Below are 24402 nucleotides of genomic sequence, written 5' to 3'. Positions count from 1 at the left end.
TGCGCCGGGGCCTCTGCCACCGCACATAGCCAGATGGGAACGCGCCCATGTTGATACAGACCCTGTCCGAAGCCGACACCCGACCACAGGCCCGCGTGCCTGCCGATACCATAAGCGCCGAGACCCCGCTGTTCGCCAACCAGGTGGAAAAGACCTACGGCAATGGCACCCACGCCTTGCGCCGCGTCAGGCTGGCGATCCAGCGCGGCGAGTTCGTCTCGCTGCTGGGCCCCTCCGGTTGCGGCAAAAGCACGTTGTTGAAGATGTTCGCCGGCCTGGAACAACCGTCCGCTGGCCATGTGCGCTGGTGGGGCAAGGACGCCCCCGAGCGCGCCCCGCAGGGCAATGGGGCAAGCCAGCGCCTGGCGATGGTGTTCCAGGAAGCCACCTTGATGCCGTGGGCCAGGGTGCAGGACAACGTGCGGCTGCCCCTGGACCTGGCCGGTGTGCCTCGCGCGCAAAGCCAGCCCAGGGTGCAAGCGGCGCTGGAACGGGTTGGCCTGGGTGCATTCGGTGCCGTTTACCCGCGCGAGCTGTCTGGCGGCATGCAGATGCGCGCATCGATTGCCCGCGCACTGGCCACCGAGCCCAACCTGCTGTTGATGGACGAGCCGTTCGGCGCGCTTGACGAATTCACCCGCAACAAGCTCGACAGCGACCTGCGCCGCCTCTGGGCGGAGCGCGACCTGACGGTGGTGTTCGTCACCCATAGCATCTTCGAGGCGGTTTACCTGTCGTCGCGGGTGGTGGTGATGGGCGCCCGCCCCGGTCGGGTCATCGCCGATGTCGCGATCGAGGGGCCGCCGGAGCGCGACGAGGCCTATCGGACTTCGCCGGCCTTCATCGCCCAATGTGCCCACCTGTCCCGGCTGCTGGCCCAGGCCAACAGCGAGCCTGCCTGAGAACCACGCCATGAACAGACTACCCGCTCCCTGGCTACGCCACCCCGGCGTACTGCGCATCGTTTCACCCTTGCTGGTCGGCGCCGTGCTGCTGAGCCTCTGGCAACTGGCATGCATGGCCTGGCAGGTACCGGCCTACCTGGTGCCCTCCCCGGCGGACATCGGCCGCACCCTGGTCAGCGACGGCCCGCTGTTGCTGGGCGCGCTGTGGATGACCCTGAAGATCACCTTCCTGTCGTTCGCCCTCGCCGTGGTCATCGGTACCCTGGCAGCATTCGTGTTCGTACAGAGCCGCCTGGTGGAAGCCAGCCTGTTCCCCTACGCCATCCTGCTGCAGGTGACGCCAGTGGTGGCCATTGCGCCGTTGATCATCATCTGGTGCAGCGACACGACACTGGCGCTGGTGATCTGCGCCACCCTGGTGGCGGTGTTTCCGATCATTGCCAATACCGTGCTGGGGCTGCGCAGCGTCAACCCCGGGCTGCTCAACCTGTTCCGCCTCAACCGCGCCAGCCGCTGGCAGGTGCTGCTGCGCCTGCGCATTCCCAGCGCCCTGCCGTGTTTCTTCGCCGGCCTGCGGATTGCCAGCGGCCTGGCCTTGATCGGCGCGGTGGTCGCCGAGTTCGTGGCCGGCACGGGCGGCAGTGGCGCAGGGCTGGCGTACCAGATTTTGCAAGCGGGCTTTCAGCTCAACATCCCGCGGTTGTTCGCCGCCCTGGTGCTGATCGCCCTGACCGGCGTCGCGCTGTTCAGCCTGATGGCCCTGCTGGCTCGCCTGAGCCTGCGCCACTGGCACGAAAGTGAACTCGGTTAAGCCCATGGAGAACCCGATGAAACATCCAGACAGCTGGCTGATCCGTAACGCCAGCGCCATTCTCACCGGCCTGCGTGGCGCCGCAGCGCGCCATGCCGGGCCCGATATTCGCATCACCGACGGGCGCATCGCGGCCCTTGGCGCCTTGCAACCAAAACCCGGCGAGCAGGTGCTCGATGCCACCGACTGCGTCGTCTACCCGGGCTGGGTGAACACCCATCACCACCTGTTCCAGTCGCTGCTCAAGGGCATCCCGGCAGGCATTGATCAAAACCTCGGGGCCTGGCTGGGCGCTGTGCCCTATCGTTACCGCGGGCTGTTCGACGAGCACAGCTTGCGCCTGGCCGCGCGCATCGGCCTGGTGGAATTGGCCCGCTCCGGCTGCAGCACGGTCGCCGACCATCATTACCTGTACCTGCCGGGCATGGCGTTCGACAGCGCACAGATCCTGTTCGAGGAAGCCCAGCGGCTGGGCCTGCGCTTCGTGCTGTGTCGCGGCGGCGCAACCCAGGTGCGCCAGGCCGAGGGGCCGACGAGCGCAGGGCCGGAGACCCTTGAGCAATACCTGGACGACGTCGAACGCCTGGTCCGCACCTACCACGACAGCGCCGCCGATGCCTGGCGCCGCGTGGTGATGGCGCCGACCAGTCCGCCCTATTCGATGCCACCCGAACACCTGCGGGAAACCGCCCGCACCGCTCGCAAGCTGGGCATCCGCCTGCACAGCCACCTGAGCGAAACGGTGGAGTACCAGAACGAAGTCCAGCGCCGTCATCGATGCTCGCCCGTGGCCTTCTGCGCCGAACACGAGTGGCTTGGGAGCGACGTCTGGTTCGCTCACCTCGTCAAGCTCGGTCGCGAGGAGATCCAGCTGCTGGGCGCAACCGGCACCGGTATCGCCCACTGCCCGCAGAGCAATGCCCGGTTGGGCAGTGGCATCGCCGATATCGTCGCCCTGGAAGCGGCCGGCGTACCGATTTCGATGGGGGTGGACGGGGCGGCATCCAACGAAGCCTGCGACATGATCAGCGAAACCCATGCCGCCTGGTTGATGCAGCGCGCCAAGGGTGGCGAGCGGGCCTTGCCCGGCTACGCCGGTGGCACAGGCGAAGGCGGCGCGCAGTCTGCCAGCGTTGAAGACGTGGTGCGCTGGGGCACGGCTGGCGGCGCCCAGGTGCTGGGGCTCGAAGCGCTGGGTACCGTGCAAGTCGGCATGGCGGCCGACCTGGCGCTCTACCGGCTCGACCAGCCCCGCTACTTTGGTATGCATGATATGGGGATCGCGCCAGTGGTGGGTGGCGGGCGGCCGACCTTGCGTGCATTGCTGGTAGGCGGCCGGTTGCGGGTGGAAAACGACACGCTGCCCGGCATCGACCTCGTCGAACTGGGCCACCAGGCCCGCGAAGCCGTGGTTCGCCTGCAACGGGCGGCGGGGGTAAGGTCATGAGCTGGGTTCCCCTGCAGGTGCGCGCCCTGCGCCTGGAAGCCGAAGATGTGCTGGGTATCGAGCTGGGCGTTGCCGGTGGCGGTCCGCTGCCCTTCAGCTGGGCTGCCGGCGCCCACGTCGATCTGCGCCTGGGCAACGGCCTGGTCCGCCAGTATTCGGTGATCAGCCTGCCTGAAGACGGCCACCTGAACCTGGCGATCAAACGAAAGCCCGCTTCGCGGGGCGGTTCGCAATGGCTGCATGAGCAGCTGCGCCTGGGCGCCTGCGTCGAAGTCGGCAAGCCGCGCAACCTGTTTGCCCTGCAGCCAGGCAGCGGCCCGGTGACGTTACTGGCCGCAGGCATCGGCATTACGCCGTTGTTGCCGATGTACCGGCAATGCCAGCAACAGGGCCGCGCGGTGCGCCTGCTATATTTCACCCGCCACTTGCACAACGCCCCGCTTGTCCCGCGTAAAGGGCCGCAACTTGAAGTGTTCCCGGGCCTGCGCGCTGCCCAGATCCAGGCGTACCTGGCTGAGCACCTGCCCGCCTGGCAGCCTGGTGCCAGCGTGTATTGCTGTGGGCCAGCCGGCTTCATGACCGGTGTCGAACAGACCGCCCTGGCCCTCGGCTGGCCTGCCACAGCACTGCACCGCGAACACTTCAGGCCTGTCGAAGTGCCAGTCCAGGCTGATGGCGACTGTGTTCTGGTGCTGCAGCGCAGTGGCCTTGAGGTTCAGCTTCGCGCCGCCGAAAGCCTGGTGCAGGCTGCCGCGCGAGCCGGGGTGGAGCTACCTGTTTCCTGCGGCATGGGCATCTGCGGTGCCTGCGTGTGTCGGGTCGTCGAGGGTGAGCCGTTGCATCGTGACGACTGCCTCAGCGAGTCGCAGCGCAACAGTGGGGAATGGATCGCACCGTGCGTCTCGGGGGCTCGCAGCGCTCGCCTGGTGCTCGACGCCTGAACCAGGACATGCTGGGCGCTCCGCGTACCCTGTGGAACCGGCGCGTCGCTAGCCCTCGCCGACTGTCGACTCAGCGACTTCAATCGGGGGCGGTAACCAGCGCCCGTCCAGCACCTGAGGCTCTGGCCAGTACAAGCGAAGGAACAGATTGAACCCGTCTGCTGGTGCCGGAAGCCAGTTGGCAACGTGCTGCGGGTCGACTGGGCGTTCATGCTGGATATAGAGGTCCAACGAACCGTCGCGGTTGAACTGCAGCGGGTCACGGTCGCCCAAGGCATAGCGGTCAAGCTCGTTTGCCGAAAGCGCCTGCCGGTCGTTGTACAGGGTCAATGACCAAAAACCCTTCACGGGCGGCAACTGCTCGGCCGGGAAGTGAAGGATGTAGCGTCGCGCGCCATTGAGCGGCCGGCCGTCGCTGTCCTGGTGCAGGTTCGGGTAGATCGCATCATCAGCGGTATTGGCGCCGAAACCGATCTTGGCAACCATGGCCCGTTGCCCGTAGCGAACACCGTACTCACCCAGGCCGTAGCCAATGTTCCAGCCGTTGTAGGTCTTGCGCTCGGCCAGCAGTTGCTGGCTTTCACCGAGCTTGCGAACAGCCAGGCGGTAACCTATTTCGCTGCCCAGGCGTTGCAGTGGAGACTGAGGCGTACTGCAGTCCTGCGCAAGCAGCCCGGCCTCACGGATGCGCCTGAGTATCGCCGCGTCATCGCTTCTGCCGGGGTTGTCGCGCAGCAACCGGCACGCGCGAGTGAAGAAGCTATCGCTGCTCCAGCCTGCCAGTTGCCGGTCTGGGGCAGTGTGGGTATCTAGTTCAGGAATGGCTATCGCCTGGTATGCCTTGTGCCCGAATCGTGAATCCAGCGGCGTGAGGACGAACTGGTCCTGCAGCCTGTGCACCTGCTCGTAATCGCTTGGCCCGTGAGTCTTGATTCGCCCGATGATCCAGCCCATCCGGGTCGGCACCCGGATCAGTTGCATACCCTGCGGAGTTTGTCCCTGCCAGTCGGGCCCGACAATCAACAGTGTCTGTGCGCCCGAACCCAGGGTCCGTGTGCCAGGGCTGGCCACGACGTTGGACCAGGCATCCATGATCGGCATCATGAAGTAGCGCCCGCGAGTGTCGGGAATGGTCATCACCAAGGGCTGCCCTTGCAGGTCCAGGTGGGCAATGCTGTAGAGCGTATCCACATTGGGTGAAACGATGCTGTTGAAACTGGCATCCGGGAAGCGCTTGCTGTGGCGAAAGGCGTTGATGCGGCTGGTGCCGAGGGCCACCTGGTGTTGTTTGGTCAGTTCCATGAGTACCAGCGGGTAGCTGAACAAATAGGCCTGTACGGTAGCGCGAACCTGCTCTGAGATTCGCCAGGCGCATGTGAGCAACAGGACCAGGCAGGTCAGCAACAGCAGAAGCGATCTTCGTCCACGAGCGGTCATTTTTCTGGCCTTTTTCAGGGTGGGTCTCGAAGGGTATTCACAGCCTTGAAGGCGTGACCAGGATCAAACAGCAATGGGGGGATATCGGTTTGAGATGGCGAGCCCCCCTCCACCTCAACCCGGCAGGGCCGCCAGCACCGCGCTCACCATGCTGTTGAAGGTGATCGGCGAGTCCACGACGCGCGCAGGGGCCTTCACTTGCTCGTCGGCTCGCGTACCGCGCCGGGCCTGATCGACAGTGGCCGACAGCTTGACGATCACCAGTTCGCGGCGGGGGTTGATGTAGATTTTCTGCCCGAAGCGCCCGCTCGCTTCGACCGAGCCATCGCCGTCGTTCTTCTGGAACCAGTAATTGCGGTAGCCGTAGCCAGGGCGGACGGGGCCGAGGTTGCCTTGGGCAAAGACCGCCGGGTCCGCAGGCTGGAAGGTGCTGTGCACCGCCTGGTTGAAGCTGTCGCCCTTGGCCTCGCGGGCCAGTTCGCGGCGCACCAGCTCGGCGAAGCGAGCGGTGTCGCGCAGGTTGCAACTAATGCCGCCACTGGCCATCTCGGTGCCAAGGGGGTCGACCTGCACGTAGGCATCCTCCTCGGCGAAACGTGACCACAAGCGCTGCTCGACCAGTTGCGCCCAGTTCAGCCCGGTAATGCGCCGCAATGCCCAGGCCAGCGCTTCCGGCGAGCCGTTCTGGTAGAAGAACGGTGCGGGGCTGCCCGGGTTCGGCGCCTGCTGCACCTGCAGCAGGAAACTGTAGATATCCCCGGGCATGCCCTCAGCCCGCGGAATCAACCCGGTGGCGGCAAACAGGCCGAGGTCCGGCGGCATCTGTGCCGGGTATTGCACCGCCACCTGCATGTCGAGGTTGGCCTGCACGGTCGCCTCGCCAAACGGCGTGCCGCTCAGTTCCGGCACGTAATGCGCCAGCGTGCGCTGCGGGTCCAACGCCCCCTCGGCGATCAGCTGGGCAGCAATCAGGCCGGTGACCGACTTGGTCATCGAGGCCCAGATATGCGGCTGGCCAGGTTGGAAACCTTCAAGATAGCGCTCGTACACCACTTTGCCGCGGTGCAGCACGATCAGCCCGTCGGTGCTGGTCTGCTGCAGGTAATCGGCCAGTGTCAACGGACGCTCGCCAGTACTGAAGGTCACCTGGTCGAGCGCCGCCCCGCTGCCTTCGGTCAAGGCCAGTGGTTGAGCCGCACGGCCGATGGCACGGGTCGGCGACACCTCGCGGGCATGGCGCATCGACCAGCGCAGGTACGGTGGCTGAAAGGCATTGGCCTGGGTCACACGTGACTCCGGCGCTGGAGGAAAGCCTTGCATCACACCCTGACCGGGCGATGCCGCTACCGCCAGGGCCGGAGTCAACGCCCCTGCCAGCATCAGGGCAAGGCCAGGCAGGTTGGGCGTTGGGTGCTGCAGAGTGCGCTTGGTCATGGTCCTGCTCCTTGGTTGCATCAGAAATTGGCGCCCACGCTGAACGCCACATAGTCACGGTCACCGCGGGTGCCGTAGTCGCCATCGAGGTAGTCGGTATAGGCCAGGCTTGCCCAGTACTGGCTGGCCAGGCTGAGGTCCACGCCCAGGCTGATCGAACGCGAGCCTTCATTGAACGCCGAGCCGTCTGCGGGTGAGTAACCCTTCACGTCATGGGCCCAGCCGAGGTTCGGGCGAATATCGAGGCCCGGAATAAGGGTCGGGTAGCTCCACGTTGCACGCAGCCGGTACCCCCACGAAAACGGCGTCACGAAGCCTTCGCCATTGCAGTCACCTGGGCTTTTCGAGATCGCCTGGCACAGGCTGTTGTCAGCCAGTTCACCGTTGCCGTAGGCACCGGAGCGACCGTAGCGTGGGCCGAAGCGCCCCTCCAGCCCGCCGACATAGGTCGCCCCTGCCTCGCCCATCAGCACCAACTGGTTGGCGCCCATGACCTGGCCGAAGGTTTGCACCGCCGACACCTGGGCCTGGGTCACCTCCTTGCGCCGGTAGCCGTCGAATGGCGTGTTGTCGGTCGCAGGGCGCAGGCCATCGGCGTTCAGCGGGCTGCGTCCGGGCGCATTGAGCAACGATTGCAATATATCGTTGCCATTGAGTTGCACCGGCATGTTCGGGCGGTAACTCAGCTCACCTTGCACAGCGGTACCGTTACGCAAGGTAGTGGCGAAGGTGACCCCATACATGCGGATATCTTCGGGGTATTGCGCTCGGTACTGCGATGTCCCCATGCGCAGTGCACCGGCAAGGGTCTGCCCGTTGCTGGACGCCAGAAAAGCGCCGCAGTTGGCCGGCGCCACGCCGACGTTGCCGCACAGCTGCCTGGCGAAGCCGGTATTGGCGTAGTAGCGGCTGCTGACGGTCCCCACGTAGGGGAAGCGGCTGTGGTAATTGGCGGCGAACACGCCGAATTCGGTATCCAGCGGTTCGACGTACCAGTGCATCGACAAGCCCCATTGGCCACTGTTGCGCGCATCCTGGTCCGCCCCCCGGGGCACGCGCACGCCCTCCTCCGTCAGCATCACATCGAATGGGGCCAGCGCCTGCGCAACCGCCGGGTTGGTCACCATCTGCCCGCCGACATCGAGGCCCGTACAGCCCTCAGGCATGAAGTCGTTGCCGGAAAAGAACGTTGCGCAGTTGTCCAGCCGGGTCTGCTCCCAGTCCAGCTGATAGAACGCGTCGAACGACAACGCCTGGTTGAGGTTCTGCGTGACATACAGCAGGTTGACCGGCGCCAGGGCGTCTTTCACCTCCGAACCAGGACGCCGCAGCGCGGCCTGGTTGAACGGGTTGACCACATTCAGCCCACCCTGGATGAACAGGCTTTCGCCCCAATTGACCACCTGCTTGCCCAGGCGCAGCGAACCGGGCTCACCGTCGATATCGTAGAGGGCATAGGCAAAGGCATCGAGCAGCTCGGCGCCAGCCGTTTTCGCCGAGACCTGACGGTTGTGGTCATCGATATCGACGGCCCGCTGGCTGTGGTCGCGCTGCGCGGTGTCATACCAGTAGCTGCCACGCAGGAACACGCCGACGTTGTCGCGGCGCAGCTCCAGGTCATGGGTGCCCTTGAACACCGCCGAAAACACGTCGCCTGCACGGTAGTTGCGCCGCCCATCGTTGCCGTTGGCCGCCTGCAACTGCTGTTTGTCGGGGTTGGCGGTACTCACGGCGGTACCGAACGACAGGGCCGAGTCGAAACGACCCTGCAACGACCCAACGTCGAACTGCACGCCCGCAACGGGGGTGGCAAGCAGGCAGCACGCAGCCGCCAGCGGCGCGCGGCGCCGGCAGAAAAGAAGGGTTGCGCTCACTCTTAACCTCTTATGGTTTTATTAGAGAGGGAAATGATGGGTTCAGCGCGGACGCGCCGGCCGCCCAGGCCGGCGGTGTCGGTGACGAGGAGTATCAGGCAGGTTTGCCGGCCCTCACAAATAGCGTCTTCAGATCAACGCCATGCCGATTCGTTATGGCGCGGGGTTGCACCGTCAAGCCGACAGCAAGCGCTCATAAGCGCTGCGCAGCCTGGCCGGCATGGCAACCGGGCGACCGCTGCTGCGGTCGACGAATACATGAGTGAATCGGCCGGCCGCGCACGCTTCAGGTTCGCCCTCGACGAACACGGCCAAGGCGTATTGCACCGAACTGTTACCCAGCCGCGCCACGGCAATGCCCACCTCGATGCGTTGCGGGAAGGCCACGGCGGCGAAATAGTCGCAGGCAGACCCTGCCACGTAGGCCACTACCGGGTCGCGGTGGACATCCAGGCCGGCCTGCTCGATCAACCAGGTATTCACGGCGCTGTCGAAAAAGCCGTAATAGACGACATTGTTCACATGCCCATACAGGTCGTTGTCGTGCCAGCGCGTGGTGATCGCCTGGAAGTGGCGGTAGGCGCCGCGCAGCGGGCGCTCCCTGGCCATTTCAGAACGCCGCCTGGTAGAGGGCCAGGGCATCGGCGAGGCTCACCTTGCGCGGGTTGTTGACCAGCAACCGTTGCTGTTGCAGGGCGTCCTCGGCCAACAGCGGCAGGCTGTTGCGCGGCACGCCGACATCACGCAAACGGCTGGGCAGGCCGCAGCGTGGTGCCAGCTGTTCCAGCTCATCGATGAATTGGCTGCACAGCTGATGGGGGTCACCAGGCACCAAGCGCTCACCCAGCAGGGCTGGCGCCAGCGCCGCATAATCGGCAAAGGCCTCGCGCCGGTTGAATCGCATCACATGGGGAAGCACCAAGGCATTGGCCAGCCCGTGCGGCACGTGGTAGCGCGCCCCCAACGGGTAGGCCAGTGCGTGCACTGCCGCCACCGGCGCGTTGGCGAAAGCCTGCCCGGCCAGGCAGGCACCGAGCAACATGGCCTGGCGCGCCGCCAGGTTGCCACCGTTGTGCACCGCCTGGTCAAGGTTGCCGGCCAGCAGCGTCAACGCTTCGCGGGCCAACAGGCTCGACAGCGGGTTGCGTTTGAACTTGCTGGTGGTGGCCTCGATGGCATGGACCATGGCATCGATACCGGTGGCCGCCGTGATTGCCGGTGGCAGGCCCAAGGTCCGCTCGGCGTCGAGCAGTGCCAGGTCGGGCAACAGCAGCGGGGAGATCACCGCCATCTTGGCCGCCTCGCCCGTGGTGATCACCGCGACCGGGGTGACCTCCGAGCCGGTCCCGGCGGTGGTCGGCACCTGGATCAGCGGCAGGCGCTGGCCCCTGGCCTGGTCGATGCCGTAGACCGCCTCCAGCGGCTGGTCACAGCCCGGGTGTGCCAGCAGCGCCACCAGTTTGGCAACGTCCATCGAGCTGCCGCCACCGAAACCGACAATCAACTCCGCACCGATATAGCGCGCCCGCCCGACCGCGGAGAGCACGCAGGCGTGGCTGGGGTCGGCGCTGACTTCGCTGAAGATCGCCACGCTCAGGTGCGCCTGAGTAAAGCCTGGTAATACATCATCGAGCATGCCCAGGTTGACGATGCCCGGGTCGGTCACGATCAGCACGCGGCGCACGCCACGTTGCTGGCACAGCTGCGCCAGGCGGCCAACGGCGCCGGTTTCGCACAGCAGATGGGGTGTGGTGGCAAAACTGAAGGGCTGCATGGGGGTGATCCTCTTGTTCTTGTGAGTGAACGACAGCGCAAGGTCAGAACGCGAAGTGCGCCTGATCAAGGCTCATCAGGCACTGTGCGCCGCCGCGCAAGGCCTCGCAGTGGGCAGTGGCGCGCGGCAGCAGCCGCCGCCAGTAGAACGTCGCGGCCTGTATCTTCGCCTGGTAGAAGGCATTGTCCTGGCTGCCCGCGGCCAATGCCGCACTGGCAGTTTCGGCAGCCCGCAGCCACAGGGTGGCCAGCACCACGTAACCCGAGTAAGCGAGAAAATCCACCGACACCGCGCCGATCTCCTGCGGGTCACAGCGGCAGGCGTCGATGACCTCGGCACTCAGGTTTCGCCATTCCTGCAGGCGCTGGGCAACCGCCTGGGCCATCCCGGCCAGCGCCTCGGCGCGGCAGTTGCCGGCCGCATCGAGCAGCTCATCGATCAGCAGGCGCAACTGCTCGCCGCCATCGCCCAGCACCTTGCGGCGAATCAGGTCCAGTGCCTGGATACCGTTGGTGCCCTCGTACAGCTGGGTGATCCGGCTGTCGCGCATCAGTTGCTCCATGCCCCATTCGCGGATGTAGCCGTGCCCGCCATAGAGCTGCACACCCAGGCTGGCGGCCTCCTGGCCGACATCGGTGAGAAACGCCTTGACGATGGGGATCAGCAAAGCCGCCCTGCGCCCGGCAGACGCCCGCTCCTCAGGCTGTGCGGCGCCATGCTCAAGGTCCAGCGCCTGGGCGGCAAACGCCGCCAGCATCCGGCAGCCTTCGCTGAGGGTTTTCTGGGTCAGCAACATGCGCCGCACATCCGGGTGGCAGATGATCGGGTCGGCCGCGCGCTCAGGCGCCACCGGCCCGGCCAGGCTGCGCGACTGCAGGCGCTCGCGGGCATAGGCCAGGCCACCCTGGAACGCCGCCTCGGCAATGCCCAGCCCCTGCAAGCCGACCTGGAAGCGTGCATCGTTCATCATGGTGAACATGCAGGCCAGGCCCTGGTTGGCCTCCCCCACCAGCCAGCCGCGGGCGCCGTCGAAGTTCATCACGCAGGTCGCCGCCCCCTTGATACCCATCTTGTGCTCCAGCGCGCCGCAGGCGACGGCGTTGCGCGCCCCCAGGCCACCGTCATCGCCACATTCGAACTTGGGCACCAGGAACAGGCTGATGCCACGCACCCCGGCCGGCGCATCCGGCAGGCGCGCCAGCACCAGATGGACGATGTTAGCGGTCAGGTCCTGGTCGCCGCCGCTGATGAAGATCTTGCTGCCGCTGATGCGGTAGCTGCCATCGCCCTGCGGCTCGGCGCGGGTGCGCAGCAGCGCAAGGTCGGTGCCGGCCTGCGGCTCGGTCAGGCACATGGTGCCGGCCCATTCGCCGCTCACCAGCTTGCTCAGGTAGTCGCGCTTGAGCGCCGCGCTGCCATGCCGGTGCAAGGCCAGCACGGCGCCCTCGGTCAGGCCGGAATAGATGCGAAACGACAGCGACGCACCCATCAGCATTTCGTGAAAACAGGCCGCGACCATTTGCGGCAAGCCCTGGCCATCGTGCTCCACCGGGCCGGTCATGCCCCCCCAACCCTGCTCCACATAGTGCCGGTAGGCCTCGGGGAAGCCATCGGGCGTGCGCACGCTGCCTTGCTCCAGGCGGCAGCCTTGTTCGTCACCCTGGCGATTGAGCGGAGCAACCACTTCGCCGGCAAAACGGGCACCTTGTTCAAGGATGCCATCGATGGTTTCACGGTCCAGTTCATTGCCCAGGCGGGCACAATGCGCTGTCACATCGAACACTTCGTGCAGCACGAAGTGCATGTCACGCAGGGGGGCCCGGTAGTTCATGCGCGGCCCTCGCGTACGTCCGCCAGCTGCTTGCCAGCCGCCACCAGGTGCACCAGCAGCCCGGCTGGCCGCCAGTGTTCGCCGAACAACCCTTGCAGGCGCTCGAGCCGCGCCAGCACCAGGCTCAGGCCCTGCTGGTCGGCCCAGCGCATCGGCCCGCCGACGGCTGCCGGGAAGCCATAGCCATGCAGGTAGACCCGGTCGATGTCGGCGCTGCTGCTGGCTACCGACTCCTCCAGAATCCTGGCGCCCTCGTTGACCAACGCCAGCAGGCAGCGCTCGCGGATTTCTTCGTCGTCGATCGGGCGCCGGTGCATGCCCAGGTCCTGGGCGACCTTGAGCACCAATGCATCGACCGCAGGGTCATGCTCGGCCTCCCGGCTACCCGGGGCGTAACGGTAGTAGCCCTGGCCACTTTTCTGCCCGAACCGCCCTTGCGCGCACAGGGCGTTGTCGACCTGGGCCAGCGGTGCCTCCATGCCCTTGCCGGCCAGCTGGCGCGCTCGCCACTCCAGGTCGATGCCGATCACGTCATACATGCGAAACGGGCCCATGGCCATGCCGAACGCCTGCAATGCCTCATCCACCTGGCGTGGCGTTGCGCCTTCGAGCAGCAGCTTGCGCGCCTCGGCCACGTAGCTGGCGAGCATGCGGTTGCCAATGAAACCTGGGCAGTTGCCGGCCACCACCACTTCCTTGCCCATGCGCTGGCCGAGGGCCTGCGCGGCATCGAGCACGGCGGGCGAGGTGCGCTCACCGCGCACGACTTCCAGCAACTTCATGACATGGGCCGGGCTGAAGAAATGCAGCCCCAGCACCTGTTCTGGCCGCCGGGTCACGGCAGCGATGGCGTCGATGTCCAGGGCCGATGTATTGCTGGCCAGGATGGCGTCGGCCTTGAGCGTACGATCCAGCGTGCGGAAGATCTCCTGCTTGAGCGCCAGGTTCTCGTACACCGCTTCGATCACCAGGTCCACCTGCGCGAGGTCGTCAAAGGCGGTGACCTGGCGTACCCGCGCCAGGCAGGCATCGGCCTCGGCCTGGTCGATACGCCCCTTGGCCACCTGCTGTGCCCAGGTCTGCGCGAGCATTGCCAGGCCGGCTTGGGTGGCGCTGGGGTCGTTATCCAGCCACAGCACCGCAAGGCCTGCTCGGGCCAGGCTGATGACGATGCCGCGGCCCATGGTGCCGGCGCCGATCACCGCCGCCTGCTGAAGGGTGTAGGGAGTACTCACGGGTGACGCTCCTGATGGAGGTTGAGAAGGCATTTGCCTCACCCTAGTCAGGCGCCTACTATTTTTGAAATTGTCATTTTCCATCCCATGTATTTTTCACATGAATATCGCCAACTTCGATCTGAACCTGCTGCGCGTGCTGGACATGCTGCTGCGTGAACAGAACGTATCCCGTGCTGCCGAGCGCCTGGCCCTGACCCAGCCGACCGTGAGCAATGCCCTGGCGCGCCTGCGCGACCTGCTGGGCGACCCCCTGCTGGTGCGCGTCGGCCGGCAGATGCGCCCCACGCCACGGGCCTTGGCCCTTGAAGGCCCGATCCGTGCGGCCCTGCAACAGATCGAGCAGACCCTCGGCGCCGGTGACAGCTTCGATCCGCGGCTCAGCCACCGGCAGTTGCGTATCGCCCTCACCGACTTTGCCGAGCAGCTGTGCATGCCCGGCCTGCTGGCCACCTTGCAAACCCAGGCGCCCCATCTGCGCGTGGACGTGCAGCACCTGGCCCCCAACCTGCCAGCCGAAGCCCTCGACCGTGGCGAGCTCGACCTGGTGCTGGGCCGCTTCGATGAGGTGCCCGCCCGTTACGAACGGCGCCACTGGCGCAGCGAAACCCTGCACGTGGCCGTGCGCCAGGGGCACCCCGACGTGGACGGCGCGCTCGACCTGCAGGCGTTCCTCGCCCTGCGCCACCTGTGGGTGCACGGTGGCCAGACCCGTGGCATGGTCGATCAATGGCTGGCCGAACAGGGCCTGGCCCGGCGCATCGCCTACACCACGCCGAATTACCTGCAAGCGGCGCACCTGGCGGCAAGCTCCGACCTTTGCGTGGTGCTGCCCACCGCCCTGGCGCGGCATTTCGCCCGGCTGCTGCCCTTGCAGATATTCGACCTGCCCTTCGCCCTGCAGCCGTTCCAGCTCGAGCTGGTGTACCTTGCCCATCGCCAGCACGACCCGGCCCTGGCCTGGCTGGTGGCACGCATCATGGACGTTGGCGCCGGCTGAGCCATCGCATTGCGGCATGGGTGGCCATGCAAGAGTGGTATTGGTTGGTCGGCAAGCTCTGTCCTTAGAGTGATCGCCCTCGCAACCACAAGGACCCCGCCCATGCGCCTTCGATCACTGCCCTGCCTGCTGGCCCTGGCCCTGCCCTTAGCGGCGCTGGCCGAGGAGCCGGCCAAGGACGCCACCGAACTCACCCGCCAGAGCAATCAGCAATGGCTGCAGCGCTTGCCCTTTGCCGACCGCAGCGACTTCGACAATGCCCGCCGCGGGCTGCTCGAGGCCGTCGACCAGCCCGTGGTCAACGCCGATGGCAAGGCTGTCTGGGACCTGCAGCGCTACGCCTTCCTCAACGGCGAGGCGCCGGCCACCGTCAACCCGAGCCTGTGGCGCATCGCCCAGCTCAACAGCATTGCCGGTCTGTTCAAGGTCACCGACCGCATCTACCAGGTGCGTGGCCTGGACCTGGCCAACATGACCCTGATCGAAGGCGAGCATGGCCTGATCGTGATGGACCCGCTGCTGTCGGTGGAAACCGCCAGGGCCGGGCTGGCCATGTACTTCCGCCATCGCCCGCAACGGCCGGTGGTCGCGGTGATCTACACCCACCCGCACGTCGACCACTTCGGCGGTGTGCGCGGGGTGATCGACGAGGCGCAGGTCAAGGCCGGCAAGGTGCAGGTGATTGCCCCGCAGGGGTTCTTCGAACATGCCATCAGCGAAAACGTCCTGGCAGGGCCTGCCATGAAGCGCCGCGCCCAGTACATGTATGGCGCACCGCTGCCACGCGGGCCACGCGGCCAGGTGGATGCCGGGCTGGGCAAGGGTGTACCGGCCAATGCGACGGTCAGCCTGATTGCCCCGACCCGGCTGATCGAGCAGCCTTTCGAGACCCTGCGCATCGACGGTGTCGATATCGAATTCCAGCTCACCCCGGGTACCGAAGCACCCGCCGAGATGAACCTGTGGTTGCCCCAGTTCAAGGCCCTGTGCATGGCCGAAAACGCCTCCCACGTGCAGCACAACGTGCTCACCTTGCGCGGTGCCCAGGTGCGCGACGCCAAGGTGTGGGCGCACTACCTGGACCAGTCGCTGTTGCGCTATGGCGAGCAGGCCGAGGTGGTGTTCGCACAGCACCACTGGCCGACCTGGGGTGGCGCCGCGATCCGCGAATACCTGGCCGATCAACGTGACATGTACGCGTTCATCGACAGCCAGACCTTGCGCCTGATCAACCGTGGCCTTGGCCCCACGGAGATTGCCGCAGAACTGACCAGCTTGCCGCCACGGCTGGCCAGCAAATGGTACAGCCGCGACTACTATGGCTCGCTCAGCCACAATGTGCGGGCGGTGTATCAGCGCTACATGGGCTTCTATGACGGCAACCCGGCGACCCTCAACCCGCTGCCGCCGAGCGCCGCCGGTGCCCACTACGTCAAGGCCCTGGGCGGTGCCGGGCGGGTGCTGGCCCTGGCCCGTGAGGCCTATGACACGGGCGACTACCGTTGGGTCGCGGAGCTCACCCGCCACCTGGTGTTCGCCCAGCCCGACAACAGTGCGGCGCGCGAGCTGCAGGCCGACGCCCTGGAGCAATTGGGCTACCAGAGCGAGAATGCCACCTGGCGCAACGCCTACCTCACCGGCGCGCAGGAGCTGCGCAACGGTGTCGCGCCTGCCGCCAGCAAGGGCGGCAGCGCCGATGACCTGGTACGCGCCCTGACCCCGACGCTGTTCTTCGACTACCTGGGGGTCCGCGTGGATGCGGCCAAGGCTGCCGCGCAGGACCTGACCATCAACTGGCATTTCACCGACCTGAACGAAGACTACGCCTTGACCCTGCGCAACGGCGTGCTCACCCACCGCGACCTCACCCGCCATGGGCAGGCCGATGTCGAGGTGAGCATGAGCAAGGCCACCCTGGACCGCATCGCCCTGAAGCAGACCGGCTTTCTCAAGGAAGCGACCGTGGGCGATATCGACATCAGTGGCGAGCGGGTGAAGTTCATGCGCTTCATGGCCGGGCTGGACGAAGCGGACGGGCGCTTCAATATCGTGACGCCCTGATCCGCCTGTGGCCGCTCACGCACCCGGCAACGTAGTGTCAGCGCAGCCCTTGGCTGCGCAGTGCGCCGGGTGAAAAGTAGGACGCGCTGGTGCGCACATCGAAGGTGTAGGGCCTTGGCTGTTCATTGGTCAGGCCCGACAGCTGGTAGCGGCCAGTGCGCAGGTCGTAGATCGCTTCCATGGCATTGACCAGCGCCTGCCCGGTGACATGGTAGTAGCTGTGGGCCTGCGCCGTGCGCCACAACTTGCCCTGGTGATCGAAGAAGTCCGCCTCGACGATGGCCCAGCTGTCCTCGTCCAGGTAATAGCGCCGGCTGGCATAGATATGCTTGGCCCCAGGCTTGAGCGTACCCACCACTTCCCACACCCGATGCAGCTCGTAGCGCGTGGGTTGCGGGTTGACGTGGCCCGGGCCGATCAACGCGGCATAACCGAGCAGCGGCGATGCCAGGCGATAGCTGTTGTAGGGCACGTGCAAAGCCTTTTTACCCACCAGCGTCCACTGGTACAGGTCCGGCGCGCCATTGAACATGTCGCGGCTGTCGGCAGTGCGCAGGCCGGCCGTGCCCGGGGTGATGCTGTCATAGGCCAGCGCCGGGGCACGACGCACCCGCCGCTGGCTACTGCTGTACAGCCACGACAGGCGTGGCTGCGCCACCTGGTCGAGGGTTTCGTGCAATACCACGGCATCACCTGCCAGGCGCGACGGCGCGGTCATGCGGTAGCTCAGGTAATACAGCACATTGCCCGCCTGGCCATCGTGCAGCACGTCGGGGCGGGCGAAGGTCTGCTGCAGGCTGATGGTGGCGTAGCGGCCATCGCCACGCGGGGTAATGCTGTCCGAGGCCAGGCTGTAACTGCCGTTGCGTGGCCGGGTAAGGTGATTCCACAACACCTGCAAGCCATTGTCTGGCCGGGGAAAGGCCAGCACGCCGGAAAAACCCTGCACGCCATTGCCATCGTTGACCAGACGGGCACTCAGGGCATTGTGCCGCGCCCACTCACCCACTTGGGACGGCACCGCGACACTGCGGTGCGAGGGGTACACCGGCAGGCGAAACGACTGCGGGTAGCGCTTGAGCAAGGCCACCTGCCCCGCCGTCAGTTGGTCCCGGTACTGGGTGTAGTTGCTCGCGGTGATCACATACAGCGGCTGCTCATCGGCATAGGGATCCAGCGGCGTGCCGTTGACCGCCAGCGACACCTGCCCCGCTTGCAGGCCACCGCTCCAGGCCGGAATGCGGCCGTCGCTGCTGGCCCCGCGTTCGGCGCCCACCGGCGTCAGGTCGGCAAGCATTGGCGTAGCCCCCACGTGCAGGGTCAGGAGGCTGGCGTTGATGAGCAGGATGCAGCGCAGCAGGTCGGCAGGTTTCATCGGGTTTGCCTCTTTTTTTTGTGTTGTCGCGGCCAGGCTTGCCCTGGCCCGCCCTTTCGGGGTGATACTAGGAGCCGCGCTTCGAACCCCACAAATAACGTGTTCGGATACGTGCCATATCAGTTCGGCATACCTTGGAACCGCTGCAATGACCCTGAAACAGCTCCGCTACCTGATCGCCATTGTCGAAGCTGGCAGCTTCTCGTCGGCCTCGCGCCGCGCCTACATCGCCCAGCCGGCGCTGAGCCGGCAGATCAGCCTGCTTGAAAGTGAACTGGAAATGCAGCTGCTCGACCGCCAGCACGACGGCATTGCCCTGACCGATGCCGGGCGCCAGCTCTACGAAGTCGCCCGCCAGGTGGTGCAGAAGCTCGATTCGGTGAAGGACGAGCTGAAATCCAGCCGCGGCGACCCCAAGGGCCAGGTGGCCATTTCCATCCCGGCCACGGCCGCCGACCTGCTGCTGCCGGAAATCGTCAGGCGTGCCGAACAGCGCTTCCCGGGAGTGTCGCTGACGGTGTGGGACGGCCTCAGCCGCGAAGGCGGCCAGGCCATCGAGCTGGGCAAGGTGGACTTTGGTGTGGTGCCCAACGCCGAGGAGCTCGACCATGTCGAGGCCGAGCCGATCTTCACCGAGGCGCTGTACTGGGTAGGTGCATCAGCGCCGGACGCCCCCGACACCATCACTCTGGCCGAAGCCACCGCTACCCGGCTGGTGCTGCCGCCTCGGGCACTGCACTTGCGCCGGCGCATCGAGCAAGCTGCCATGGAAGCCGGCGTGCCACTGAGCGCAGCCTATGAACAGCAATCGGCACCCGGTATCGCCAGCCTGGTGCGCGCCGGCCTGGCGGCGACCATCAGCAACTGGCCACCTCTGAGCGAACTGCTCGAACCCACGGCAGCCCGGCGTATCGTCGAGCCGCGTATCAGCCGCACCATCGCCCTGGCGCACTCACGGCACAAGCCCCTGTCGTTCGCCGCCGGCTGCCTGCGCGACCTGGTCCGCAGCGTGCTCATCGACCTGGTCAACAGTGGCCGTTGGCGCGGCGAACTGATCGGTAGGGAGGCCGAGCCGCTCGAGTCGGTGCTGGGGGTTCAGCTGGCGGTCTGAGCACGCGCCCCGCTGGTAACGGCACCCGCCTCACGCAAGCGCAACAGTGTGCGCTGAGGGTTCAAGGTCGCCAGGCCGACCAACCCGGCCACCAGCAACACTGCGCCGCATACCACGAACCCTTGGGCATAGCCCGCCGGGTGTTCGGCCCCCGCGCCCTGCACCAGCAAACCGGTCACCACCGGCGCAGCCAACCCGGCCAGCGAGGCGATGCCGTTGCCCATGGCGAGAATGCCACCGCGCTGGGCTGCCGGTGTGAACTCAGCCAGCATCGCCGGGCCAACCGAATACATGACCAAGGCCAGCCCGCCACTGAAGGTCAGCGCCGCAACCCGTACCGCAGTGCTCAGCCCAGGCAGTATCAACGAAGCCGACAACAGCCCGCCGAGTATCAGGCACACGGAGACGAACACGCCGCGTGCCACCCGCGAAGGGTGGCCACGACGCATGAGGCGCTGGGACAACCAGGCCAGCAGCAGGCTCAGCGGCGTGGTCACGACCACGAACATGACGAAGATGCGCCCCGTCTGCAGCGGGTCGATGCCCAGGCCCACCTGCAGGTAACTGGGCACCCAGGTCAGGGTCAGGGCCAACGACCAGTTGGCGGCGAAGTGGCACAGGTAATTGCCCAGCACACTGGGGTCGCTCAACAGTCTGCGATAAGGGACGGTTGCTGTTTCGGCCGGGTGCTGGCTGGCGCGCAGGCGTTCGAGGGTACCTTCCTGACCGAGCCGCCACCACAGCAGGCACCAGACCAGGCCGATCAGCGCAAGGATGATGAAGTTGGTCCGCCAGCCGTAGTGCAGGCTGACCCAGGGGATCATCGCCCCGGCGACCAGCAGCCCCATGGCACTGCCAGCGTGCAACAGCGCCACCGGCAGGTTGCGCCGGTCGTTGGGGAACCACTTGTACAGCGCATGGGTGGCGACCGGCGAGGCCGGCCCCTCACCGATACCCAGCAGTACGCGGCAGGCGACGATGGCCCACAGTGAGGTGGCGAACAGCATCGGTAACTGGATCAGCGCCCAGAACAGGCCCATGCCCAGCAGCAAGGTGCGGCTGGGGCGGCGGTTGGCCATGAAGCCACCGACCACGGCGGAGAGGGCGAAGAACCAATGCAGGGCGCCGCCGATCAGGCCGAACTCGGTGGCCGTGAGGCCCAGCTCGGCGCTCATCGGCACCGCCACCAGGCCGATCACCACTTTGTCGAGAAAGTTGACCAGCATCAGCAGCGCCAGCAGCGCGGCCACCAGCCAGGCAGTTCGGGGGTTGGGCAGGGAAGAATGCGCAGTCATGGCGAGTACTCTTGTTATTGTTCTGGGGATTGCCAAAAGGGCCGCCGCAGCGGCGGCCCATGGGTCAGGCAGGCATCAGCACGCCTTTGGCGATGGTGTTGCGCTGGATCTCGCTGGTGCCGGTGAGGATACGCATCATCCGCGTGGCACGGAAAATCCATTCCACCGGGTGGCCCTGCATCAAGCCGGCGCCGCCATGCACCTGCACCGCCTTGTCGGCGATGCGGAAGGCGGCTTCGGACACGAACAGCTTGCACATCGGCGCCTGGGTGCGGATGTCGCCGCCGGCGTCATTCACCTGCGCCGTGGCGTAGACCATGCTGCGTGCTGCATGCAGCTCGGTGGCCATGTCGGCGATCATGTGGTTGACCGCCTGGAACATGGCGATCGGTTGCCCAAACTGCTTGCGGCTGCGCGCATGCTCGACCGACAGGTTCAAGGCCAGCCCGGCCATGCCCAGCAGTGTCGGGCAATGCAGCAGGCGGTTTAGGGTTATGCGCCCCATCGCCAGCTTGAAGCCCTGCCCCGGTTCACCGATCAGGTTGGCCGCCGGCACCCGCACCTGATCGAGCACGATGTCAGCGTGGGCACCGCCACCGGACATCACCGCATAGTCACTGTCGATTCGCACCCCCGGGGCCTTGAGGTCGACGAAGAACGCCGAAATGCCTTGCGCGCCCTGCCCCGGCCCGGTCACCGCCAGCAACACCGCCAGGTCGGCGTAAGTGGCACCGGAGATGTAGCGCTTGCTGCCGCTCAATACATAGTGGTCACCGTCGCGGCGGGCCTGCGTGGCAATGGCGGTCGCATCCGAACCGGCCTCAGCTTCGGTCAGTGCGAAGCACACGGCTTTTTCGGCACGGCACACCGGCTTCAGAAAGGTCTCGACCTGATAGGGGCTGGCCACCTTGAACAGATGGCCGACCCGCGGCGGCCCGGACAGCTCACCCAGCACATGCGGCGCGAGCATCGAGCCGGTCAGCACCGTTGCCTCCTTGACCGCGCACAGGTCGGCCACGTTGAGGCCGGCCCCGCCCATGCTTTCCGGCAGCATGATGGTGTACAAGCCTTGCGCGCTGGAGCGCTTCCACACCTCCTGCAGCACCGCCTGCGGATGCGGCCGTGCCCAGCTCAGCTGCGCCTGGCTTTCCAGCGGCCGAACCTGGTCGCGAACGAAACCCTCGATCGCTTCAATGATCTGCGCAGCCTTTGCACTTGGTTGATACATGGTGATGCTCCCTGGTCAGATACGACGTTCGCTGTGTTGCCAGTAGGTGTCCCGGACCAGGCGGCGCACCACCTTGCCATTGGGGTTTTTCGGCAGTTCGCTGACAAAATCGACGCCGCGCGGCTTCTTGAAACCGGCCAGCGCACGCCCGCACCGCTCGATGAGTTCGGCGGCCTCCAGCTGCGCCCCTGGCTTGAGCACCACCACCGCGCGCACCGCTTCGCCCCACTGTGGGTCGGGCACGCCGACCACCGCCACCTCGAACACTTCGGGGAAGCCATGGATCACCTGCTCGACTTCGCTGGGGTACACGTTGAAGCCACCGGAAATGATCATTTCCTTCTTGCGGTCGACGATGAACACGTAGCCCTGGGCGTCGACCGTCGCCAGGTCGCCGGTGAGGTAGTAGCCGTCACGCATGACTTCGGCGGTAAGCTCCGGCGCGCGCCAGTAGCCCTGCATGACATCCGGCCCCTTGACCACGATTTCACCGACCTCGCCGGGCAGCACATCCTCGAATGCCTCGTTGACCACCCGCAGGTCGGTCTCGAAATAGCAACGCCCGCAGGAGGCCAGGCGCTGGTAGTCGCCATCCTCCACCAAGTGGTCCTGCTCGGTCAGCACGGTCACCAGCGAGCATGTTTCGCCCGCGCCATAGCCTTGTGCGAGGATCGGCCCGAACAGTTCGATGGCTTTTTTCACCAACGACGGCGCCATCGGTGCGGCGCCGTACATCACCAGCTTCAGGCTGGACAGGTCGAAGCGCTCGACGCCCGGGTAATTGACCAGCCGGTTGATCATCGCCGGGACCAGGAACAGCCGCGTCACCCGTTCACGCTCGATGGTCTCGAGCAACAGGCGATCGTCGTAGCGGTCCAGCAACAGGTTGCAGGCCCCCACCGCCAGCAGCGGCATGATCTGCATGCCGCTGGCATGGGTGATCGGCCCGACGTGGGCCATGACGTCCCCAGGTGCGGAGCGCCGCGTGGGGCTGGCAATGCTCTTACGCACCAGCGCCTTGCGGTTGCCGAACGACAGCATGGCGGCCTTCAGCACCCCCGAACTGCCGGAGGTGTAGTGCAGCACGGCCAGGGCGTCGTCGGCCGGGTCCAGGTGCAGCGCTGTTTCGCTACCGCGCTCAAGCAACGCGCCATAGCCGAGGTCGCCTCCCTCACCCTCCAGCACGATCAGCTGGCGCAGCAGCGGCAACTCCGCGCGCCGCGTGGCCAGGGCCTCGGCAAAGCGGGCGTCGGTGATCACCGCGACGCTGCAGGAGTCTTCCAGTACCCGAACCACTTCATCCACTGACAGCCGCGCATTGATCGGCACCTTGACCATCGCCGCCTTGTACAGCGCGACTTCCGCTTCGACCAGCTCCACGCGGTTGGCGGCGAGGATCGCCACATGCTCGCCCACGCTCACGCCCAACGCAGCCAGCCCTGAGGCCAGGCGGTTGCTGCGGCGTTCCAGCTGGGCGTAGGTCACACGGTTCTGACTGTCGGCCACGGCGATGTGGTCCGGCCAGTAGTGGGCACTGCGGGTGATGATCTTTCCAAGGTTCACGTTGTTGTTCTCGTCGACAGGAAGACATCGACGATGCTAAACAGCCGTGCACAGCCAGGCCTAATACAGGATTCAGATGCCGGCCATACCGTTATTAGCTGGCGTGAACCGCCTGCCGACGCGCGCTGCCTGATGTGCTGGCTATGGCCCCTGTACCGCCTTGCCCGCCGGGGCTAGCCAACGCACATTGCCCCAACAATGGGTACTGCACACCCAAGCCAAGGCGGCGCGGGCCGTGGCGCAGAGGTATGAAGATGGCGACCGGAAACAGGCAGCAGCGGGCTTCGAGGAGCATTGCCGTATCACCCACTTTGTGGTGTTTCACCGGGCTACAGCAATTGCTGTTCCAAGCCTCAGGCAGGCGTGGCGGCAGGCACAACTTTTGTGCAACGAGGAAACAATCTCAAGGACGCCGCAGGCCCAGCACGCGCTGGATCTCGGCAACCACCTGGCTGGTCGCCTGGGCGAGCGTGCCTTCGTTGCGGCACAGCATCCAGCCATGCTCCGCCACCGCCCGCTCGAACGCGTCGGTACAGGCGATCTGTTCATCGAGCTTGTGGATCACCGTGCTGCCCAGCCCACGTGTGCGTGCCGCCGCCCTCGCCCACGACGTATCGGGCGAGGTGACAACCCCGACATGCAGGTCTGGCACCTGCACATTGCGCGCCTGGTTCATGTGCAGAATCTCGGCAAACGGGACTGTGCGGCGAAACGCGGCATCGGAGGGGTACCAGCGATCGATCAGGATGATGCTGTCCTCAGGTTGCCTGGGCAGCACGTGTCGGGAAATCCACGCACGGCTGTCGGCCAGGCGTGCACAGACTTCCAGCTCCAGCTCCTTACTGGGGTTTCTCACCAGGTGGTTTACCAGGGCCATGGTCTCACCCCGGAACGGGTCGCTTTTCTTCTCGCAAAGCCGTACCACCTTGCGCTTGTCTGCGCGCAGGGCCTGGGTAATGGCCTCCAGCAGTGTGGTCTTGCCAGTGCCCTTCGGGCCATCTAGCGCAACAAATAGCGGACGTTTCATTCTTCGGTACGGTGGGGAGCGGGTCTGGATAAGGAGATGGACATGATGCACTG

Annotated in this window: 19 protein-coding genes; 7 read left to right on the top strand and 12 right to left on the bottom strand. The window is 65.9% G+C overall.

Going from position 1 to position 24402, the window contains the following annotated elements; genetic code table 11:
* The first annotated feature begins 47 nt into the window (after nucleotides 1-47).
* The 4 genes from ACQKPS_RS02830 (at nucleotide 48) to ACQKPS_RS02815 (ending at nucleotide 4104) form a co-directional block, all read left to right on the top strand.
* Nucleotides 48-902: an ABC transporter ATP-binding protein gene (locus ACQKPS_RS02830; protein ID WP_254479950.1), complete on the top strand. Its 855-nt coding sequence runs from the start codon at nucleotides 48-50 to the stop codon at nucleotides 900-902.
* Between the two features lie 85 nt (nucleotides 903-987).
* Nucleotides 988-1716, top strand: coding sequence for an ABC transporter permease (locus ACQKPS_RS02825; protein ID WP_313201192.1), 729 nt, complete (start codon nucleotides 988-990; stop codon nucleotides 1714-1716).
* A 16-nt stretch (nucleotides 1717-1732) separates the two neighbouring features.
* Nucleotides 1733-3163 carry an amidohydrolase family protein gene (locus ACQKPS_RS02820; RefSeq protein WP_427602591.1) on the top strand — a complete coding sequence of 477 codons (1431 nt, stop codon included), beginning with the start codon at nucleotides 1733-1735 and terminating at the stop codon, nucleotides 3161-3163.
* The gene (locus ACQKPS_RS02815; RefSeq protein WP_427602589.1) at nucleotides 3160-4104 is read left to right on the top strand and encodes a PDR/VanB family oxidoreductase; all 945 of its coding nucleotides are present in this window, start codon (nucleotides 3160-3162) and stop codon (nucleotides 4102-4104) included. Before ACQKPS_RS02820 ends, ACQKPS_RS02815 begins: the two co-directional genes overlap by 4 nt.
* Nucleotides 4105-4152: 48 nt before the next feature.
* Here the strand turns inward: ACQKPS_RS02815 and ACQKPS_RS02810 are convergent, their stop codons facing one another.
* The 7 genes from ACQKPS_RS02810 to ACQKPS_RS02780 form a co-directional block, all read right to left on the bottom strand.
* Nucleotides 4153-5406, bottom strand: coding sequence for a DUF1254 domain-containing protein (locus ACQKPS_RS02810; RefSeq protein ID WP_427602587.1), 1254 nt, complete (start codon nucleotides 5404-5406; stop codon nucleotides 4153-4155).
* 249 nt (nucleotides 5407-5655) lie between these two features.
* On the bottom strand, nucleotides 5656-6975 hold the full coding sequence (locus ACQKPS_RS02805) for a serine hydrolase domain-containing protein (protein ID WP_427602585.1): 1320 nt from the start codon (nucleotides 6973-6975) through the stop codon (nucleotides 5656-5658).
* A gap of 20 nt (nucleotides 6976-6995) precedes the next feature.
* On the bottom strand, nucleotides 6996-8849 hold the full coding sequence (locus ACQKPS_RS02800) for a DUF1302 domain-containing protein (RefSeq protein WP_427602583.1): 1854 nt from the start codon (nucleotides 8847-8849) through the stop codon (nucleotides 6996-6998).
* 174 nt (nucleotides 8850-9023) lie between these two features.
* Nucleotides 9024-9458 (bottom strand): acyl-CoA thioesterase, encoded by a 435-nt coding sequence (locus ACQKPS_RS02795; RefSeq protein ID WP_254479956.1) that lies wholly within the window; start codon nucleotides 9456-9458, stop codon nucleotides 9024-9026.
* 1 nt (nucleotide 9459) lies between these two features.
* Nucleotides 9460-10623 (bottom strand): iron-containing alcohol dehydrogenase, encoded by a 1164-nt coding sequence (locus tag ACQKPS_RS02790; RefSeq protein ID WP_283724271.1) that lies wholly within the window; start codon nucleotides 10621-10623, stop codon nucleotides 9460-9462.
* Nucleotides 10624-10666: 43 nt separating this feature from the next.
* A complete protein-coding gene (locus tag ACQKPS_RS02785) occupies nucleotides 10667-12454 on the bottom strand; it encodes an acyl-CoA dehydrogenase C-terminal domain-containing protein (RefSeq protein WP_427602580.1) in 1788 nt (595 codons plus the stop codon).
* Complete coding sequence (locus ACQKPS_RS02780) at nucleotides 12451-13722, bottom strand: 3-hydroxyacyl-CoA dehydrogenase NAD-binding domain-containing protein (RefSeq protein ID WP_427602578.1); 1272 nt, start codon at nucleotides 13720-13722, stop codon at nucleotides 12451-12453. The genes ACQKPS_RS02785 and ACQKPS_RS02780 overlap by 4 nt, the downstream gene beginning before the upstream one ends.
* Nucleotides 13723-13789: 67 nt before the next feature.
* Between ACQKPS_RS02780 and ACQKPS_RS02775 the strand changes: the two genes are divergently transcribed.
* Entirely contained in the window at nucleotides 13790-14689 is a 900-nt protein-coding gene (locus tag ACQKPS_RS02775; RefSeq protein WP_254479960.1) for a LysR family transcriptional regulator, read from the top strand.
* Nucleotides 14690-14791: 102 nt separating this feature from the next.
* The gene (locus ACQKPS_RS02770) at nucleotides 14792-16750 is read left to right on the top strand and encodes an alkyl/aryl-sulfatase (protein WP_427602576.1); all 1959 of its coding nucleotides are present in this window, start codon (nucleotides 14792-14794) and stop codon (nucleotides 16748-16750) included.
* Nucleotides 16751-16787: 37 nt separating this feature from the next.
* Here the strand turns inward: ACQKPS_RS02770 and ACQKPS_RS02765 are convergent, their stop codons facing one another.
* The gene (locus ACQKPS_RS02765) at nucleotides 16788-18125 is read right to left on the bottom strand and encodes a DUF1329 domain-containing protein (RefSeq protein ID WP_254479962.1); all 1338 of its coding nucleotides are present in this window, start codon (nucleotides 18123-18125) and stop codon (nucleotides 16788-16790) included.
* Nucleotides 18126-18273: 148 nt separating this feature from the next.
* Between ACQKPS_RS02765 and ACQKPS_RS02760 the strand changes: the two genes are divergently transcribed.
* Entirely contained in the window at nucleotides 18274-19236 is a 963-nt protein-coding gene (locus tag ACQKPS_RS02760) for a LysR family transcriptional regulator (RefSeq protein WP_254479963.1), read from the top strand.
* On the opposite strand, the gene ACQKPS_RS02755 is transcribed toward ACQKPS_RS02760, so the two are convergent.
* The 4 genes from ACQKPS_RS02755 to ACQKPS_RS02740 form a co-directional block, all read right to left on the bottom strand.
* Nucleotides 19221-20531 carry an MFS transporter gene (locus tag ACQKPS_RS02755; RefSeq protein WP_254479964.1) on the bottom strand — a complete coding sequence of 437 codons (1311 nt, stop codon included), beginning with the start codon at nucleotides 20529-20531 and terminating at the stop codon, nucleotides 19221-19223. The two genes, ACQKPS_RS02760 and ACQKPS_RS02755, sit on opposite strands and share 16 nt — an antisense overlap.
* 64 nt (nucleotides 20532-20595) lie before the next feature.
* Nucleotides 20596-21759, bottom strand: a complete 1164-nt coding sequence (locus ACQKPS_RS02750; protein ID WP_254479965.1) for an acyl-CoA dehydrogenase family protein — start codon at nucleotides 21757-21759, stop codon at nucleotides 20596-20598.
* A 15-nt stretch (nucleotides 21760-21774) separates the two neighbouring features.
* Entirely contained in the window at nucleotides 21775-23322 is a 1548-nt protein-coding gene (locus ACQKPS_RS02745) for an AMP-binding protein (RefSeq protein WP_254479966.1), read from the bottom strand.
* Nucleotides 23323-23725: 403 nt separating this feature from the next.
* The gene (locus ACQKPS_RS02740; protein WP_427602572.1) at nucleotides 23726-24349 is read right to left on the bottom strand and encodes a dTMP kinase; all 624 of its coding nucleotides are present in this window, start codon (nucleotides 24347-24349) and stop codon (nucleotides 23726-23728) included.
* Nucleotides 24350-24402: the final 53 nt, after the last annotated feature.

It is taken from the genome of Pseudomonas sp. NPDC086566 (assembly GCF_050280885.1).
Classification (GTDB): Bacteria; Pseudomonadota; Gammaproteobacteria; order Pseudomonadales; family Pseudomonadaceae; genus Aquipseudomonas; species Aquipseudomonas vlassakiae.
The sequence above is the reverse complement of the archived record's forward strand: the minus strand, read 5'-3'. Positions and strand labels throughout refer to the sequence as shown.